Source organism: Cyclobacterium sp. 10D3-21, assembly GCF_055809755.1.
Genome location: NZ_CM147924.1, coordinates 4,961,433 through 4,979,108, shown reverse-complemented (window position 1 = coordinate 4,979,108; position 17,676 = coordinate 4,961,433). Strand labels below are relative to the sequence as shown.

Here is a 17,676-nt window from a genome sequence, read left to right as displayed (position 1 = left end):
TTGGATTTATTTTATCGACTTATGCAAAAAATAGTATCGGGAAAACAAGTAAAGGAGCTTGATGCTTTGTATGTCAAAGAATCGGGCATTACTTCTTATCAATTAATGGAGAGGGCGGCAAATGAATTTTGCCATTGGTATACTGCTAATTTCAAAAAAGACAAAAGCATAAATGTTTACTGTGGCACTGGTAATAACGGTGGAGATGGTTTGGCCATTGCCAGGTTATTGTCTGAAAAAGGTTATGTTATAAATGTTGCGATAATAGGCGATCGAGAAAAAGGGTCACCAGATTTTTTGAATAACCTGAAAGTATTGCCAGAAAGCATCGCTGTGATCAATTGGGAAAAAACCCAACACTCAGAAATAATCATTGACGCCATTTTTGGCGTTGGGATAAATCGGCCGCTCGAGGGTAAGTATCTCGAATTGATACAATGGTTGAACAATAAAGAGGCAATAAAAATAAGCGTAGACCTGCCTTCAGGACTTCCATCGGATAGTCCGGCTGATGGAGAGGTGTTTCATGCAGACCATACGGTGAGTTTTCAGTTTCCCAAGTTATCCTTGCTTTTCCCCGAACATGCGAAATATGTCGGTCAAGTAGTGATTAAAAATATTGGAATGGAGCAAAAACACTTTGATGCTTTTCCTTCGGAGCGATACTTTTTTTCAGGAGAATCCCTTGCCACCTATCACAAGAAATTTCATGTTTTTAGTCATAAAGGAGATTTTGGACGAATTATCTTAGCTGGAGGAAGTTATGGTAAAATGGGATCCATTTGTTTGAGTACCAGGGCATCTTTACGCACTGGTGCAGGGCTTGTTTTTTGCAAAGTCCCAGGTTGTGGTGTGAACATTGTTCAATCTTCCATTCCCGAGGCCATGGTATTGCCGCCCACTTTAGAGATGGATATTGATGCCAATCTCGAATTATCTGCCATAGATGCCATAGGTATTGGCCCTGGCTTGGGCAAAGGAGAAAATGCACAAAAGCTTGTGCATCATATTCTTGAAGACTATGCAGGTCCGACGGTTTTGGATGCAGATGCCATTAATATTTTGGGAGAGCATAGGGATTGGCTCCCTTTATTACATTCCAATGTGATTCTAACGCCTCATTTAAAAGAGTTTGAACGGCTTACAGGCGTGAAAACCGACAATCACCTACAGCGCATTAATTTGGCTAAAGAATTTTGTCTCGAACACAACTGTAGCCTCGTTTTAAAAGGAGCATTTAGCCTGATTAGCTTTTCGGATGGAAGCCAGGTATTCAATAATTCCGGAACGGTATATATGGCCACCGGCGGATCGGGAGACGTGCTTACAGGCATGCTCACTTCTTTTTTAGGACAGGGCTACGCTATGAAAAATGCAGCCATTTGTGCGGTTTTTCATCATGGGGATGCCGGAGAGCTGGCAGGGAAAAAGCTGCGAAGGGGGACTTTGGCTTCGGATATCGTTGAACACATTCCCCAGAGTTTTCTGGCTTGGGACATTGAGTAAACCCTATACGGTTTTACTCTGGCAATAAACGAAATGATTTTCTATGGTGTGGGCTTGCACCTAATTCCTTAATTCCCAATCGGTGGATTTTTGTAGGATAGCCTACATTTCTTTCCCAACCGTACCCTGGATATTCTATTGCAAGATTGGCCATTAATTCATCCCTGTACGTTTTTGCCAGAATGGAAGCAGCCGCTATGCTGGCATATTTCCCATCCCCCTTAATGATACATTCATAAGGTATGTCATAAACTGGATTGAATCTGTTGCCATCAATCAACAAGAACTCAGGTTTGTGTTTTAATGCATCAATGGCCCGGTTCATTGCCAGAAAGGATGCATTTAGAATATTGATTTCGTCAATTTCTTCTACAGTCGCACTGGCAATGGCCCAGGCCAGGGCATTGGTTTTTATTTCTTCCGTCAGCCTCTCCCGGTTACCTTTCGTCAATTTCTTTGAATCATTGATCCATTCATTGGCGTAGTCGGCGGGTAAGATTACGGCAGCAGCCGTTACCGGGCCACTTAGGCAACCTCTGCCCACTTCATCACATCCTGCTTCTAATCTATTAGGAACTAAATTCGGTAGCAGCATTGGGGTAAAATTCTTGTTCTTTATGGTATTTATGAATCAATTCGGCAACCAGGCCTGTCCATCCTGTTTGATGCGATGCACCTAATCCACGGCCATTGTCTCCATGGAAATATTCGTAAAAAAGGATAAGGTCCTGAAAATGAGGGTCTTTTTGCATTTTTTCATTGTCAGCATAGATGGGACGGTTTCCATCTTGATCCTTCATAAAGATATTGATCAGCCTGAGAGATAGTTCCTTTGCAATTAGATCCAAGGTGATGTATTTACCAGAGCCCGTTGGGTACTCAATTGAGAAAGTTCCACCATAGTAGTAATCAAATTTTTTCAAAGACTCTATGATCAAATAATTGATGGGGAACCATATTGGGCCACGCCAATTGCTATTTCCTCCAAACATGGTCGTCTCAGATTCGCCTGGAGCATACCTAATCGAAAATTTATTGCCATTGATTTGGACAGAGTAAGGGTTTTCTAAATGGTCTTTGGAAAGGGACCTAATCCCAAACTCAGAGAGAAATTCCTTTTCATCAAGCATTTTATTAAGAATACTTTTCATACGATGCCCCCTCAACAATGAAAAAAGTCTTCGTTTATCCCGACCTGGATGAATCCAGTTTGATACCAGGGCGGCTAATTTTGGTTTTTCTTTAAAGAAAAAGTCCAGTCTCTTTTTAAATTCCGGCAGGTCATCAAATAATTCTTCACGAATGGGTTCCACTGCAAACATTGGAATTATACCCACGATGGACTTTACTTTCATAAGCTTGGGGTCTTCTCCTGAAAGATGAAGAACATCATAAAAGAAATTGTCCTCATCGTCCCAGAGGCTTATGTTTTCCTTCGAAATATTGCTCATGGCCCCAGCTATATTAAGAAAGTGCTCCATAAACTTGGTGGCCAAATGTTGGTAAACCTTGTTGAATACGCAGAGATCTAGAGATATCCTTAACATATTCAGGCTAAACATGGCCATCCAGGAGGTTGCATCTGCCTGTTCTAGTTTGCCGAAAAACTTGTCTACATGGCTTCTGTCAAAAACACTGATATTGTCAAGGCCAAGAAATCCTCCTTCGAAGATATTTTTGCCTTCCATATCTTTTTGGTTGACCCACCAGGTGAAATTTAGCAGTAATTTATGAAAGGCTCGTTCAAGAAATTCCTGGTCTCCAACCTTATCCTTGTTGGTTTTTCTGTCTATCTGATAAACGCGTTGTACAGCCCAGGCATGGACAGGAGGGTTGACATCATTAAAATTCCATTCATAGGCGGGCATTTGTCCGTTGGGATGCATGTACCAATCATTCAGCAAGACAAGTAATTGGTCCTTGGCAAAATCGGGATCCAATCGGGCAAGTGGAATGGTGTGGAAAGCTAGATCCCAGGCAGCATACCATGGGTATTCCCATTTGTCTGGCATGGATATGATGTCATAATTCTGTAGGTGGCGCCAATTGCTATTCCGGCCAGTTTTTCTTTCTTCAGGGGGTAGGTACCTTCCTGAATCACCTTCAAGCCACCGCTCTACATTGTAATAATAAAATTGTTTGGTCCACAACATGCCTGCATAAGCTTGCCTTTGGATCATTCGCATTTGATCGTCTTTTACTCTTTCCTGGAGGACGCTATAAAAAGAATTTGTTTCCTCTATCCGATTTTGAAGGATGGTTTCAGCACTTTCAATAGGTTCTTCAGTCTGCAATTTTTGCATTCTAAAAACGACCTCAGATTGGCCACCTGCTGGAATTGTCAAGTTGTAAATTGCAGCCGCTTTAGTACCCGTGTTTTTTGGATTCAGATGCAGCTCTTCTCCACTGATTACATAATCATTGATCGCATCTTTGAGGTATTTTTTTTGATTACCAATGTGATATAACCTTTCTCTATTGGTTTCATTGTCACAAAATTTAAGCTCAGGATCTCCCTTGAAGTTAAAAGTGTAGTTACCTGATTTTGGTGAATAGGCTTTAATTTTATTATTCCCATTTTTCCTCATCGTAGGGATAAATGGTTCGTCACCGGTAAACCAGGTTTTTCTAAACCAGATGGTGGGCATTACACATAAGGTAGCTTCCTCGGAACCTCTGTTATGGATGGTAGCTTTACAGACAATGTCTTCCACATCTTCTTTGGCATACTCCAAATAAATATCAAAATAGGCATTGTCCTCAAAGATTCCCGTATCTAATATTTCGTATTCCTTATCGGTTTTATTTCTTTTTTGATTTTCATCCAACAATTCCTGGTAGGGGAATTTGCTCTGCGGATATTTGTAGAGCATTTTCATGTAGCTATGGGATGGAGAAGAATCCAGGTAATAATACAGCTCTTTTACGTCTTCTCCATGATTCCCTTGATTTCCGGTGAGGCCATACAACCTTTCCTTGATCATCTCATCCTTGCCATTCCAAAAGGCCCATGAAATGCATAGTTTTTGTTTGTTATCGCTGATTCCTCCAATACCTTCTTCACCCCATCTATATGCTTTACTTCTGGCATCATCATGGGTTACGTTTTCCCAAGCTGATCCATCAGGGCTATAATCTTCTCTAACGGTACCCCATTGCCTTTCAGTAAGGTAAGGGCCCCATTTTTTCCAATGCCGAGTTTTTTCCCGGTCTTCCTTCAATCGCTTTAACTCTATATTCATGGGTAGTTTGCACCAAATTAATAAAGAGCGAATTTAAACTATTTAGATTTCTTTTTGCCAAAATTACCGAGTTGTATTTCGCTTTTTTTTTGAACCCCTTATTTTTACCAGGTACTAAACCATATAGAATCTGGATTAAAAAGATACATTGTAAGTAGATTTTCTGCCCAAAATGAAGCTTAGGGGGTGTCTTAGATATCCCCATTAAGGAAATTCAGTAAAAATATAGTCAAAAAGCAGCAACTTTTTCTTCGCAAGAAATTTCATTCACCATTTCCAAAACATGTGTTTCCAGCGAATTTTGCCATGCCTTAAAAGTGGTGTCGTTTAATTGTGTGTCTTGCAAGTTGTCTATATAGAGTTTCAGAACCTTAAGGTCAAAAGTCTTTGATGCTCTTCCTGCTCCGGCTTTTTCTGCATCCAAGGCATTGCAATGTTGTTCATATTGCCCTTTTACAGGAACCATAAGTATTGGCTTACCGAGATACATTGCTTCCCCAATAGATTCAAATCCTGCCGTTGTAAGAAAACCTTTGCAAGTAGCCATCTTCTTAATGAAAAGCGCTTCGTTGATTTGGTGAAAGGTAAGGTTGGGCAGGGCTTGATAGGGGTCTGATTCACCTAAATTGTCCCAAAAAGCATGAATATTTGACGCTGGGTTTTCTTTTGCTGAATGAATTAACTCTTGTGCATATCCAGGATTTACAACATAGCCCAAGTAAAAATCTTCTTCTCTTACTGCTGTTTTTTTTATGACTTCTTTGACTAGTGGAGGCCATACTTTCAGTGCATTTGTTTCATTGGTCGCAGATGGCTGCCAAAGGGACAAAGCAATTTTCACTGCAGCGCCATAACAAGTAATTTTAGTGTTTAATTTGAATAAATAGCTATTGATTTTTCCATGGCTAGCAAAAATAAAGTCAGGGTGAAAGGCAAGGTATTGATGCCCTATGGCTATAAATTTGGCTTTTGGTTTAAACACCAAATTGTACAAGCCACCTAAAATATCATAGAAGTTAATGATTCCATCTGGTTGATGAAACCTGACTTGCTGGTCAATTTGCTTTAAAGTTCGAAAAAATTGAGGGGATTTTTTTAAATTTCCAAAAATCGTTGCCCCTAATTTAATGGATTTATTTGCCTTGTCAGTAATGAAATTAGGGCTCGGAAAGCTATAAATAGGACATTGAAATGAAGCTAAAAAATAAGAGGGGACTTTTCTCCTTTTGCTGGATCCCAAAATTACAGCGTTAATGGAATGTCCCTGTTTTTCCAAAACATCTTTTAAAACCTGGGCTTGGGTCATATGCCCCCTGCCTTCTCCCTGAACAATAAACAGAAATTTCATTCTCGCTTTTTAATAAAAGTTTTTGGCTTGGTTTACAGGGATGTCTTTCATTTTAACCACTTTTTTATTGTCCAATTGGCTAAAGTCTAACTCATTATAGTAAATGAGCTGCCAGTTGCCCTGATGGTCTTCCGCTAGGGCGCTTAAAGTTTCTACCCAATCACCTGAATTATAATAGTCAATTCCATCGATGTTTCTTATTTCAGCTTTATGGATGTGACCACAGATTATGCCATCACAATTCTTTGATTTAGCAATTTTACATAGCTCTTTTTCGAAATCATCAATATAAGTTACAGCTGATTTTACCTTTGATTTTACATATTGAGAAAGTGAAAAATAGGGGAGTCCTTTTTTCCGGCGATAGAGATTTACTTGTGTATTGACCCAGAGTAAGAAGGTATAACCAATGTCTCCAAGATAGGCTATCCAACGAAGGTTAGTGGTGATATTGTCAAATACATCCCCATGGGTGATAAAATACTTTCGGCCATGGCTTTCATATATCATGTCCTTGAGAATTGAAAGCCGGCCGATTTCCAGAGGGAGAATTTGATCCAGAAAATCATCATGATTGCCTCTTAGGTAGAATACCCTCGTCCTGTTGGAGTCCACCATTTTCAAAATTCTATTGAATACGCGGGTGTGTTTTCGCTTCCAACTGCCTGATTTTTTCAGTTGCCATCCGTCAATTATATCGCCATTAAGGATCAGGTTTTCGCAGTGGTATTGCTTCAAAAACCTGACTACTTCTTTGGCTTTGGATCCTTTGGTTCCTAAGTGGATGTCAGAAAGAATAATTGTTTTAAAATCTATTTCCAAAATGAATTTGTTTTGGAAGCAATTTAAGTAAGGCAAATGAACTGGTAATGAATTACTTATTGTATAAATGCTAACATAGAAGCCATTTCAATCTGCTTTGTGAACAAATTGTTAATTAGGCGTAGCATAAAGCCGTTTAATCCGTTTTAAGTAAATCAAGCGTTAAAAATCAATTTGAAAACGGTTCCTTCACCTACAGTAGACTTTACTTGCAGATTACCTTTGTGGCGACGCATGATTTGCTTGGACAAGCTAAGCCCTATGCCTGAGCCTTTTTGTTTTGTAGTGAAAAAAGGGATAAAGATTTTGTTTAAGGCTTCTTCCTCAATTCCTTTACCCGTATCAGCCACTTCTAAAATGATTTTACCATTGTCATCTATAAAGGACCGAAGGCTAACCTTCTTTATTGGCCTGTCCTCCATGGCGTGTATGGCATTCTGAGTCAGGTTTATGAGAACCTGTTCTATTAAGGCACAATCGCCAAATAGGAGCAAGTCAATGGGCAGTACTTCTTTGCTAATTTTGATGCCCATTTCTTCAAATTGATTTTGGAACAGAATTTCCAGTCGGTCAAAAAGTTCCCCTATTTTGATGGCTGTAAACTTAGGGTTTGGAATGTGAGCGATACTTCTGAAATCACTTACAAAATTGATCAGGCCCTCACTTCTTTTTTCTATTGTGGAGATACCCATTTGATAATCCTGTAAATCTTCTTGCGCTACAGAACCTTTATTTTTGATTTTACTTTTTAAGTCGGAACTAATGGTGGCAGCCAATGACGAGATCGGGGCGATCGAATTCATTATTTCATGCGTAAGCACCCGAATGAGGTTTTGCCAGGCCTCCATTTCTTTTTCTTCAAGTTCACTTTGAATATTTTGCAGAGATACCAATTTGAACTTTACATCCCTTAATACCAATTCAATCGCATAGACAGACAGTTGCATGATCCCATCTGGATGGGCAATTTTGATTAGCTCGCTTCCACCGGTCCTCAGTTGGTCAATGGCTTGGTACAATTCCTTATTGATTGCCGATATCTCCTGGATATGGGTCAATTTGTTAATGTTCAGCATTCGCTTGGCAGCGGTATTTAAAATCTGTACACTACCATCTGCCTCAAAGGTGATTAGGCCAATGCTTAGGTGTTGAAACACTGTGCGGAAGTATTGAAAATTCGCCTCTTTCTCTAATTGATCTTCTTTAAGTTTTGCAAGAATAGCATTGAACTCTATGTGCAGGTCATCGGTTTCAGTTCCATCAAACTTTACAGGATAGACTCTGGCATAATTGTTCTGCTTGATATTGTCGAGGAATTGCCTGACTTTCTTGAAACTGCTCTCTGCGTACCTGATCAGAAGGATCAATTGCACAAAATTAATAATGATGAACAATGAAATGGCAAATGCCCCTGCGTCATTGGTGATGATGTATGCCAGTAAAAACAGGCTCAATGCAAGGACAAAGACCCTGCCCATTAATCCGATTTTATAATCCATATTTTTCCAACCTTCTATAGAGTGAAGCCCTGGTCAATCCCAATTCTTTTGCTGCTTTGGAAATATTGCCACTATTTTTATCGATGGCCTTTTGAATCATGTTTTTCTCCACTTCATCAAGGTTCAAGGAATTTGTATTTATTTTATCATTGGCAGGCTTTGCTGAAAGAAAAAAGAAATCTCTGCTGTCCAATTCATCTCCTTCCGCCATTATGATGGCTCTTTCTATGGCGTGTTGCAGTTCTCTGATATTTCCAGGCCAACTGTACCTTTGTAACAATTGATGTGCACTGTGCTTTAAACCTTTGAATTGCTTTCTGTATTTTGTTGCGTATACCTTAAGAAAATGATCTGCCAAGACAGGTATGTCATCCTGTCGGTCTCTTAATGGAGGTAGGAATATTTCAACAGTGTTGATTCTATACAACAGATCCTGGCGAAAAGTACTCTCTAAAATCATGTTGTGAATGGGCATATTGGTGGCGCATATCAATCGGATGTCGATCGGTAAGGATTTATTGCTTCCTATTCGGGTCACCTCTCTTTTTTGAAGTGCTGTCAATAACTTCGATTGAAGGGGCATGCTTAGGTTTCCTATTTCGTCAAGAAATAAGGTGCCCTTGTCTGCTACTTCAAACCTTCCAGCACGGTCTTCCTTTGCATCAGTATAGGCTCCTTTCTTGTGCCCAAAAAGCTCGCTTTCAAACAGGCTTTCTGTAATGGCTCCCATGTCTACCCCCACAAAAATCTCATCATTCCGCTCTGATTGATCATGAATAGCTCTTGCAATGAGTTCCTTACCAGTTCCGTTCTCTCCTAATATCAACACGTTGGCATCGGTCTTTGCTACCTTCTCGATAATTGAAAAAACATTTTTCATGGAGGCACTATGGCCTATGATTTCAGAGAATGGTTTTTTCATATCTGCCTGCAATTGCTTCTGCCGACTGGATAGTTTGTCTACCTGATTGTAACTTTCTTTGAGTTTAATTGCTGCGGATAATGTGGCGAGTAATTTTTCATTTTGCCAAGGCTTAAGGATGAAATCTGTGGCACCTTCCTTAAGTGCCTGAACTGCCATTTCCACATCCCCAAAACCGGTAATTAAGATGACCACTGCCTTAGGGTCCATTTCCTTGATTTTCCTAAGCCAGTGAAATCCCTCTTTGCCGGAGGTGGTGTCTTCGGTGAAATTCATGTCCAGAAGGATGACATCGTAATTGTTGTTATTGATCAAAAAGGGAATCCTTCTAGGATCTTTTTCGATGAACACTTCCTTTGCATATTTTTTCAATAACATCTTTGCTGCAAAAAGTAGGTCCTCATTGTCATCTACAATCAATATTTTGCCTAAATTTTTCTCCTCCATTGCTTTTTTATTTACTACTGCTGAAACTATGCCAACCTTTTATTCCTCAATTTAGCAAAATTTGCACCTTATGGACAAAATAAATGTTCGAAATTGAACATTTTCTTTTCGATTTTGAACACTAATATAATCGATCGCCCTTATTTTTTAATCCCCTAAAATTTCTGTTACCTTTGTTCATCAAACAAAAAAAGATACAAACTATGTCTGTAGCAACTAAAGGAAATACCGTAAAGGTACACTACACAGGAAAACTTAACGACGGAACTATATTCGATTCATCTAAAGATAGAGAACCTCTTGAGTTCGTTTTGGGAGATGGTAAAATGATAAAAGGATTTGATGTTGCCGTAGAAGGCATGAAAGTAGGTGATGATATCAGTGTAACGATTCCGACTGATGATGCTTATGGTCCAAAAAGAGAAGACATGATGTTGGATGTTCCTATAGATCAGGTTCCAGAAGACATAAAACCTGAAGTAGGTATGGATTTATCTATCCAAAACCAACAAGGTCAGCCTACCCCGGTAAAGGTGGTACATATTGATGAGACTAAAATTACCTTGGATGCCAACCATCCACTAGCTGGAGAAGATTTGGTATTTGATATCAAACTTGTTGAAGTAATTTAATTTGCTTCTTGGGTAAAATCAAAAAAAGGACTTGTTATTCAAGTCCTTTTTTTATTACTCCAAACTGGATTCTTTCTCAATTGTGCCATGTGGATTGGCGTAAATGCTTTTGGTCTTGTTGTACTTGGCATTACCGACTTCAACCACAAAAATTTTGCTATTGAGGTGAGTGAAATCATAATTTTTTTGAAGGCCACCATCAGGCAAAAGTTGATCCTGTAAGATCAGATTACCTAAAATGTCAAATATTTTCACATTTGTTAATTGGGCATTTGGCTTGTCAAGAATTAACTTGAATTTTCTGTTTCCAACAGATTTTAGATCGAAATTAATGGCAGGAGTATTCAGTTCCTTAGGAAATGAAATTTCTGTCTCAAAAGACCTACTAACACTCTGGGCCTCTGCAGAAAATTTTCCGGAATAGAAAAGGACTAAAAAAAGGAGTACAGATATGGTTATTGTAACGGTATATTTTTCTTCATTCATTAATGTGCAAATTGCAAAGATCGGACCGAATAATTTTAAAAAGTCAACTTAAATTAATATAATTTAACAAAAATATAATTAATTAGGGGATAAATGGTCATAAAGCAATAATTATTATTTTGTTTTATGTAAGTGGTATGTTTTGAGTTGGGTTAAAAATCATTCGGACGCTCAAATACCGCAATACCTTTTTCATTGGTTAAAACGAGTTGTTGAAAGGATAATGCAAGGCGATTAATGGGTTTAGCCATAGGTAGAGGAATAGATTTAGCTACTTTTGTTAGATAGTTTGTTTTAACAAGTTGATTTTCCAGAAGCGTATAAATAAAATCACCTTCAATTACAGCGCTGTTATTGGTCATAATTGGGACTTTCTCAATAAAATTAGCCTGATTATCAAATATATAAATTCCATCCTCTGCCACTTGTAGAAATAACAGATTATACCGCTCCATCAGCAATATAATTTCAAGGTCATTTTTCTGAATTATGGTATTAATGGCTTGCGCTTGTAGAAGCTCATTGTTATTGAGGTTGATCTTTTTTAGTTTGAGATCTGATTCATCGTATACCCAAAGACTATTGTTATTTCCCAGGCTAGCTTGGCTAACCCATCCTAAAACACCTGTTTCATCAATGGATTTAGTGATGATGGGGTTCAAAAACCGGTCAAGAATTTCAAAACGCTGCAATGATGCACTGAAAAGAAAGATATTAACTGTTTTGAAAGCATCCAAATGAGTTACCGGAGCACTTAATGAAGTGGCCAATTGATTGATGGATTCCCCTTTTGGATTGAATTGAAATAGATAGCCTTGCTTGTCTGTTATGAAAACATTTCCCTTGCCATCGGTTGAGATTTTATCATTGCCGGGTATTGTAGCCTCCCATAATTTGACCAAGCCTTTCTCCTGACCCTTTGCCAACGGAATAAAAGCAAGCGCTAAAAGCCATGTAAAAATCGTTTCAATCAGCTTTGATCGCATAGCCATTGTATTGCTTAAGTTGAAAGCTTACCCCGTCAAATTCCCCATAATAACATTGGTTAACCCATTCCCCAAGATTAAAATAAACCGAAGTAGCGTTGATAGGCAGGTTTAAGGGCAAATGCCTGTGTCCAAATACAAAATAATCAAAGTGGATTTTACTTTCTATCTCCTTACTGTATTGAAACAACCATTCGTGTTCCTGCCCTTTGAATTCATCTTCTTTCTTCAATTCATTGGTTATTCGGCTGTTTTTGGACCAAGCTTGAGCGATAGCTATTCCAATATCGGGATGAAGCCATTTAAACATCCATTTACAGGCCTTACTTGTAAAAAACTTTTTGAGAACTTTGTACTTATTATCACCAGGGCCAAGCCCATCACCATGACCTACGAGAAATCGTTTTTGATTTATATGTATATCCTGTGGATGATGAAAAACGGGTATTCCCAGTTCTTCAGAGAAATAATCCTTCATCCATAAATCATGGTTGCCAGTGAAGAAGAACAATGGTATACCTTTGTTTCTCATCATTGTGATTTTGGCAAAGAATCGAAAAAATCCTTTTGGAATAACTTTTTCATACTCGAACCAAAAATCAAATATATCACCAACGAAAAATACGGCCGCTGCATTTGCCTCTATTTCACCAAGCCATCTTACTATTTTCTCTTCTCTTTTTCTACTGGACAGGTCATCAGGTGTTCCCAAATGAAAATCAGAAACAAAATAAACCTTCTGAGCTTTATTTAGCGTTATTTTCATTGTATTATCCAGGTTGGTCGCACTTTGATATGAAGACATGGCAATTTAAGGATCGGTTTTTCGAATTAAAATTACAGCTTACAAATAACTATTACTAACAATTACTAAATCAAAAAAGGAGGGTTTCCCCTCCTTTATATATGTTTCGCATAAAGACCTTAAAATTTAATCTTTATTCTCTATAACATCTTCTTTTTTATCATCCTTTTCAGATGTTTCTTCTTTAATCTCAACTACGGTAGTTTCCTCTTCTTTTATCTTAGTGAATTTTTCGTAGGTAGTTTCCTTATCAAAAGGCCTTTTACCAATCAGTTGTTCTAAATCTGCCTGAAACAAAATTTCCTTCTCTAAGAGCTCCTTGGCGATCTTTTCCAATTCAATCTTTTTATCTTTCAAAAGGTCAAGTGTCTTGGTATAGGCGAATTCGATCAACTTACGAACTTCTTCATCTATGGTCTGAGCAGTATTTTCAGAGTAAGGTTTGTCAAATTTATAGTCATTGGACTTACTGTCGTAAAAGGACACATTCCCAATTTTATCGTTCATTCCATAAACTGAAACTATGGAATAGGCCATTTTAGTAATTCTTTCAAGGTCACTCAATGCACCTGTAGAGATTTTGCCAAAGGTGATTTGCTCTGCAGCTCTTCCTCCTAATGCCATGCACATCTCATCTATAAGTTGTTCCGTCTGGTAAAGAAATTGTTCCTTCGGTAGGTACTGGGCATATCCCAAGGCTGCTATTCCTCTAGGGACAATACTCACTTTAACCAATGGATCGGCATGTTCTAAAAACCAACCAGCAACTGCATGTCCTGCTTCATGATAAGCAACGATTTTTTTCTCCTCTGGAGAAATGATCTTGTTTTTCTTCTCAAGACCTCCAATTACTCTGTCTACTGCATCCTGGAAGTCCTGCATGTCTACAGCAGTTTTATTGCGTCTTGCGGCTATTAATGCAGCTTCGTTACAAACGTTAGCGATCTCAGCACCTGCAAATCCAGGTGTTTGAGCGGCTAATTTTTTTGGTTCAATGTCATCAGCCGTTTTTATTGGCTCCAAGTGAACTTTAAAGATTGCTTCCCGACCTACCATATCAGGCTTGTCTATACTTATCTGGCGATCAAATCTACCAGCTCTAAGAAGCGCACTGTCTAATACGTCTGGACGGTTGGTTGCAGCAAGTACAATCACACCTGAATCTGTACCAAAGCCATCCATTTCTACTAATAGAGAGTTAAGCGTGTTTTCTCGCTCATCATTGGATCCAGGCATTTGGCCTTTACCTCTGGATCTACCTATTGCATCTATTTCATCTATAAAAATGATACAAGGGGCTTTTTCTTTTGCTTGCTTGAATAGATCACGTACCCTGGCAGCACCTACTCCTACAAACATCTCAACAAAGTCAGAACCTGATAGGGTAAAGAACGGTACACCCGCTTCTCCAGCCACTGCTTTGGCCAATAATGTTTTACCGGTACCTGGAGGGCCTATTAATAAAGCGCCTTTTGGTATCTTACCACCTAATTTGGTGAATTTGTCTGGTGTCTTAAGGAATTCAACAATTTCTTCTACTTCTTCTTTTGCTTCGTCCAAGCCGGCAACATTGTCAAAGGTAATTTTCACCTTGTTCTCGGCATCAAACAACTGTGCTTTGGATTTGCCAACATTAAAAATCTGTCCGCCAGGTCCGCTTGGCCCTGACATTCTACGCATCATCATCCAGAAAAGGAAGAATATTAGAATCAGGAAGCCAAAGCTTGAAATCCAATTGCCCCAACTTTCTTCCTCTTTCGCAGAATATCCTATTCTTTCGCTTTCTGGTAATTTCTCCTCCAGTTGCGTATAATTTTCTATGAAATTATCAACTGAAGCGATTTTAATTTTATACTGTGGTCCGGAAGGATTGGAAAACCTGTTTTGTCCCTCCAGTTCGTCTTTATACCTCTGATTTTCGAGTGCTTCCTCTTTGAGGGTTACTTCTACATAGTTTTGGTTAAATATGACGGTTACTTTTTTAACATCGTTACTTAAAACCATGTCCTCAAAACGCTTCATTGTAATTTCAACTGTGGCAGTGTTTTGATTAAACCAGGTAACGCCGATAAGGACGATAACCGCAGTAATAATCAAATACAGTTGGAAATTCGGTTTTTGAGGAGGTTTTGGAACAAATTTTTTAGATTTATTATTACTCATGTCTATATTTTTAATGCTTAAATTTTTTATAAAACGAATTAGATAAAGGAAAGTTTTTATCTATCAATGCTATTGAGAATTTATTTTGGTGATTTTCGCATCACCCCAAAGCTCCTCCAATTGGTAAAATTCCCGCTTATCTTTTATGAAAACGTGTACGACTACATTTACATAGTCCAATAGAACCCACTGGCTAGTGTCTTTTCCTTCACTCATCCAGGGTTTTTCTTTATTCGTTTTGTAAACTTCTGCTTCAATCGCGTTGGAAATACCATCCACCTGTGTGTCTGATGTGGCTGAACAAATTACAAAAAAATCAGTCATCGTGCTAAAGATATCTCTCAAGTCCATCATTACGATGTCAGAAGCCTTTTTATCTTCCATTCCTTTTACTATAACTTTGCACAGCTCTTCTGCCGTCATATGTTTATTTATGGTGTATTTTAAATTTATTTACTTTTTATCCATAACTTGAGATGAAACAATAAATATCCAGATTATGGGATGAAATAACTAATTATAGATGCATAAAATCCTTGCCAATACTGTTTTTTTAGGAAAAGAAATAATAAACCTGACAGACTGTCATTCTACTAACGAAGTTGCCCTTTCTATGGTTCGGTCAGGGTTGGCCAAAGAAGGAGCTGTCATCATTACCCGAAATCAAATCAGAGGAAAAGGACAACGGGGAAGCCTTTGGGAATCACAACCAGGGTATAACCTGACCTTTAGCATGGTTTTTTCGCCAACATTTTTGTCAATCGATGAGCAGTTTATGCTTAATATGGCAGTTGCCATAGGTATTCAGAAAGGCCTTAACCGATTCGTCGAAGGCATAAAAATAAAGTGGCCCAACGATTTTTTTCTTGATGACAAAAAGTTAGGTGGCATGCTAATAGAAAATCGTTTGCAAGGAAGGTTTTTAGAAAGTACTATAGTCGGAGTGGGAATTAACGTCAACCAAATCGATTTCAGTGTAGAGAATGCAATTTCTCTGAAAAATATTTCGGGGGAGAAATTTGATTTAAATGAAGTTTTAAATGAAATTTTAGTAAACGTAGAGAAGCAATATCTCCATTTAAAAAATGAATCCTTTAAATCCATAATGGAGAATTATCAAAAATTACTTTATTTGTTTGGTGAGTGGGCAACTTATGATGATGGAGAAATCTTCACCGGTAAAATTATAGGTATCGGAAATTATGGACACTTGGAAATGGGCAAACAAAATGGACAAGTTGAAAGTTATGAGCTCAAACAAATAAAGTTAATTAAAAAGGAGTGATTTTCATTTGTGTTTACTTATAACTAAATTTGTCAAAATTTTCCTAGAAACTATATAATTTTAAATATGTCAGCAACGAAATCACAGGAATACGTTCAATATAAGGTTAAGGATCTATCACTTGCCGCTTATGGACGTAAAGAAATCCGACTTGCAGAGAGTGAAATGCCTGGACTAATGGCACTTAGAGAAGAGTTTGGGAAATCCCAACCATTAAAAGGAGCTAGGATTGCAGGATGTCTACACATGACGATACAAACTGCGGTTTTGATCGAAACTTTGGTCGCTTTAGGGGCAGAAGTTACTTGGTCTTCTTGTAATATCTTCTCCACTCAGGATCATGCTGCTGCGGCAGTTGCTGCCGCAGGTATTAGTATATATGCTTGGAAAGGGCTTTCGGAGAAAGATTTTGATTGGTGTATCGAACAAACACTCTTTTTTGGAGAAGACAAAAAACCACTGAACATGATTTTGGATGACGGTGGTGATTTGACCAATATGGTATTGGATAAGTATCCTGAATTGGTAGGGGATATCAAGGGCCTTTCGGAAGAAACCACTACTGGAGTTCATAGACTTTATGAAAGGATGAAAAATGGTACACTACCAATTCCTGCTATAAACGTCAACGATTCAGTTACCAAATCTAAATTTGATAACAAATACGGTTGCAAGGAATCTTTAGTAGATGCTATAAGAAGAGCAACTGATATTATGATGGCCGGAAAAGTAGCTGCTGTAGCTGGCTATGGTGATGTTGGAAAGGGATCCGCAGCCTCACTTCGTGGAGCTGGTGCAAGAGTGATTGTATCTGAAATTGACCCTATTTGTGCCCTTCAAGCGGCCATGGACGGGTTTGAGGTGAAGAAAATGATTGATGCAGTTAAAGAAGCAGATATTGTTGTGACTGCAACAGGAAACAAAGACATCATCTCAGAAGCTCATTTCAGAGCCCTTAAGGACAAAGCCATTGTATGTAATATTGGTCATTTTGACAATGAGATAGACATGGCATGGCTTAATGGTACTTATGGAGATACCAAAGATGAGATTAAACCTCAGGTAGATTTATACAATGTAGATGGCAATGATATAATTGTGCTTGCAGAAGGAAGACTTGTCAACTTAGGTTGTGCTACTGGTCATCCATCGTTTGTAATGTCCAATTCATTTACCAACCAGACGCTAGCTCAATTGGAATTGTGGAACAATACAGACCAATACAAGCCCGGCGTTTACATGCTTCCAAAACATTTGGATGAAAAAGTGGCTGAATTGCATCTTAAGAAACTAGGTGTGGAATTGGATCAATTGTCTGACGATCAAGCGGAATATATAGGTGTGAGTCCTAAAGGTCCTTTTAAGCCTGAATATTACAGGTATTAATAGCTCTTTTATGATTTATAAAAAAAAACCTCAACCTTTAGCGTTGGGGGTTTTTTTTATTTAAAAAAGAGCAATCGAAAAATCGCTATTTTATAATTTTTACCTTTTATGGAATTGTTTCAATAAAAAGCAGCTTGTATAGCCAAG

15 protein-coding genes are annotated in these 17,676 nt (G+C 38.4%); 4 read left to right on the top strand and 11 right to left on the bottom strand.

Annotated features, from left to right (window positions below; all coding sequences use genetic code 11):
• Nucleotides 1-21: 21 nt before the first annotated feature.
• The gene (locus AC0L7T_RS19195; protein WP_473337623.1) at nucleotides 22-1,506 is read left to right on the top strand and encodes an NAD(P)H-hydrate dehydratase; all 1,485 of its coding nucleotides are present in this window, start codon (nucleotides 22-24) and stop codon (nucleotides 1,504-1,506) included.
• 13 nt (nucleotides 1,507-1,519) lie between these two features.
• On the opposite strand, the gene AC0L7T_RS19190 is transcribed toward AC0L7T_RS19195, so the two are convergent.
• The 6 genes from AC0L7T_RS19190 to AC0L7T_RS19165 all read right to left on the bottom strand — a co-directional run bounded on the left by AC0L7T_RS19190 (nucleotide 1,520) and on the right by AC0L7T_RS19165 (nucleotide 9,786).
• Nucleotides 1,520-2,101 (bottom strand): ribonuclease HII, encoded by a 582-nt coding sequence (locus AC0L7T_RS19190; protein WP_473337622.1) that lies wholly within the window; start codon nucleotides 2,099-2,101, stop codon nucleotides 1,520-1,522.
• Nucleotides 2,076-4,748, bottom strand: a complete 2,673-nt coding sequence (locus AC0L7T_RS19185) for an MGH1-like glycoside hydrolase domain-containing protein (protein WP_473337620.1) — start codon at nucleotides 4,746-4,748, stop codon at nucleotides 2,076-2,078. The genes AC0L7T_RS19190 and AC0L7T_RS19185 overlap by 26 nt, the downstream gene beginning before the upstream one ends.
• Before the next feature lie 229 nt (nucleotides 4,749-4,977).
• Nucleotides 4,978-6,096: a glycosyltransferase family protein gene (locus AC0L7T_RS19180; protein ID WP_473337619.1), complete on the bottom strand. Its 1,119-nt coding sequence runs from the start codon at nucleotides 6,094-6,096 to the stop codon at nucleotides 4,978-4,980.
• Nucleotides 6,097-6,105: 9 nt separating this feature from the next.
• Nucleotides 6,106-6,918: a UDP-2,3-diacylglucosamine diphosphatase gene (locus AC0L7T_RS19175; RefSeq protein WP_473337617.1), complete on the bottom strand. Its 813-nt coding sequence runs from the start codon at nucleotides 6,916-6,918 to the stop codon at nucleotides 6,106-6,108.
• 155 nt (nucleotides 6,919-7,073) lie between these two features.
• The gene (locus AC0L7T_RS19170; RefSeq protein WP_473337615.1) at nucleotides 7,074-8,417 is read right to left on the bottom strand and encodes a sensor histidine kinase; all 1,344 of its coding nucleotides are present in this window, start codon (nucleotides 8,415-8,417) and stop codon (nucleotides 7,074-7,076) included.
• Nucleotides 8,407-9,786, bottom strand: coding sequence for a sigma-54-dependent transcriptional regulator (locus AC0L7T_RS19165; RefSeq protein ID WP_473337614.1), 1,380 nt, complete (start codon nucleotides 9,784-9,786; stop codon nucleotides 8,407-8,409). Before AC0L7T_RS19165 ends, AC0L7T_RS19170 begins: the two co-directional genes overlap by 11 nt.
• Nucleotides 9,787-9,989: 203 nt before the next feature.
• On the opposite strand from AC0L7T_RS19165, the gene AC0L7T_RS19160 reads away from it, so the two are divergent.
• Complete coding sequence (locus tag AC0L7T_RS19160; protein ID WP_473337613.1) at nucleotides 9,990-10,418, top strand: FKBP-type peptidyl-prolyl cis-trans isomerase; 429 nt, start codon at nucleotides 9,990-9,992, stop codon at nucleotides 10,416-10,418.
• A 54-nt stretch (nucleotides 10,419-10,472) separates the two neighbouring features.
• Here AC0L7T_RS19160 and AC0L7T_RS19155 read toward each other — a convergent pair whose 3' ends face one another.
• The 5 genes from AC0L7T_RS19155 to rsfS all read right to left on the bottom strand — a co-directional run bounded on the left by AC0L7T_RS19155 (nucleotide 10,473) and on the right by rsfS (nucleotide 15,281).
• Nucleotides 10,473-10,904 carry a hypothetical protein gene (locus tag AC0L7T_RS19155; protein WP_473337612.1) on the bottom strand — a complete coding sequence of 144 codons (432 nt, stop codon included), beginning with the start codon at nucleotides 10,902-10,904 and terminating at the stop codon, nucleotides 10,473-10,475.
• 152 nt (nucleotides 10,905-11,056) lie between these two features.
• A complete protein-coding gene (locus tag AC0L7T_RS19150; protein WP_473337610.1) occupies nucleotides 11,057-11,890 on the bottom strand; it encodes a hypothetical protein in 834 nt (277 codons plus the stop codon).
• Nucleotides 11,871-12,656 carry a UDP-2,3-diacylglucosamine diphosphatase gene (locus AC0L7T_RS19145; protein WP_473343384.1) on the bottom strand — a complete coding sequence of 262 codons (786 nt, stop codon included), beginning with the start codon at nucleotides 12,654-12,656 and terminating at the stop codon, nucleotides 11,871-11,873. Before AC0L7T_RS19145 ends, AC0L7T_RS19150 begins: the two co-directional genes overlap by 20 nt.
• Nucleotides 12,657-12,821: 165 nt before the next feature.
• The gene (gene ftsH, locus AC0L7T_RS19140) at nucleotides 12,822-14,858 is read right to left on the bottom strand and encodes an ATP-dependent zinc metalloprotease FtsH (RefSeq protein WP_473337609.1); all 2,037 of its coding nucleotides are present in this window, start codon (nucleotides 14,856-14,858) and stop codon (nucleotides 12,822-12,824) included.
• Nucleotides 14,859-14,927: 69 nt separating this feature from the next.
• Nucleotides 14,928-15,281, bottom strand: a complete 354-nt coding sequence (gene rsfS, locus AC0L7T_RS19135) for a ribosome silencing factor (protein ID WP_473337607.1) — start codon at nucleotides 15,279-15,281, stop codon at nucleotides 14,928-14,930.
• A gap of 100 nt (nucleotides 15,282-15,381) precedes the next feature.
• Between rsfS and AC0L7T_RS19130 the strand changes: the two genes are divergently transcribed.
• Nucleotides 15,382-16,143 (top strand): biotin--[acetyl-CoA-carboxylase] ligase, encoded by a 762-nt coding sequence (locus AC0L7T_RS19130; protein ID WP_473337606.1) that lies wholly within the window; start codon nucleotides 15,382-15,384, stop codon nucleotides 16,141-16,143.
• Nucleotides 16,144-16,209: 66 nt separating this feature from the next.
• Nucleotides 16,210-17,529, top strand: a complete 1,320-nt coding sequence (gene ahcY / locus AC0L7T_RS19125) for an adenosylhomocysteinase (protein ID WP_473337604.1) — start codon at nucleotides 16,210-16,212, stop codon at nucleotides 17,527-17,529.
• Nucleotides 17,530-17,676: the final 147 nt, after the last annotated feature.

Coding starts and splice junctions, on each gene's coding strand:
- AC0L7T_RS19180 (WP_473337619.1), bottom strand. CDS start 6,096: ATGAAATTTCTGTTTATTGTTCAGGGAGAAGGCAGGGGGCATATGACC.
- AC0L7T_RS19145 (WP_473343384.1), bottom strand. CDS start 12,656: ATGAAAATAACGCTAAATAAAGCTCAGAAGGTTTATTTTGTTTCTGAT.
- ahcY (WP_473337604.1), top strand. CDS start 16,210: ATGTCAGCAACGAAATCACAGGAATACGTTCAATATAAGGTTAAGGAT.
- ftsH (WP_473337609.1), bottom strand. CDS start 14,858: ATGAGTAATAATAAATCTAAAAAATTTGTTCCAAAACCTCCTCAAAAA.
- AC0L7T_RS19130 (WP_473337606.1), top strand. CDS start 15,382: ATGCATAAAATCCTTGCCAATACTGTTTTTTTAGGAAAAGAAATAATA.
- AC0L7T_RS19165 (WP_473337614.1), bottom strand. CDS start 9,786: ATGGAGGAGAAAAATTTAGGCAAAATATTGATTGTAGATGACAATGAG.
- AC0L7T_RS19155 (WP_473337612.1), bottom strand. CDS start 10,904: ATGAATGAAGAAAAATATACCGTTACAATAACCATATCTGTACTCCTT.
- AC0L7T_RS19160 (WP_473337613.1), top strand. CDS start 9,990: ATGTCTGTAGCAACTAAAGGAAATACCGTAAAGGTACACTACACAGGA.
- AC0L7T_RS19185 (WP_473337620.1), bottom strand. CDS start 4,748: ATGAATATAGAGTTAAAGCGATTGAAGGAAGACCGGGAAAAAACTCGG.
- AC0L7T_RS19195 (WP_473337623.1), top strand. CDS start 22: ATGCAAAAAATAGTATCGGGAAAACAAGTAAAGGAGCTTGATGCTTTG.
- rsfS (WP_473337607.1), bottom strand. CDS start 15,281: ATGACGGCAGAAGAGCTGTGCAAAGTTATAGTAAAAGGAATGGAAGAT.
- AC0L7T_RS19150 (WP_473337610.1), bottom strand. CDS start 11,890: ATGCGATCAAAGCTGATTGAAACGATTTTTACATGGCTTTTAGCGCTT.
- AC0L7T_RS19190 (WP_473337622.1), bottom strand. CDS start 2,101: ATGCTGCTACCGAATTTAGTTCCTAATAGATTAGAAGCAGGATGTGAT.
- AC0L7T_RS19170 (WP_473337615.1), bottom strand. CDS start 8,417: ATGGATTATAAAATCGGATTAATGGGCAGGGTCTTTGTCCTTGCATTG.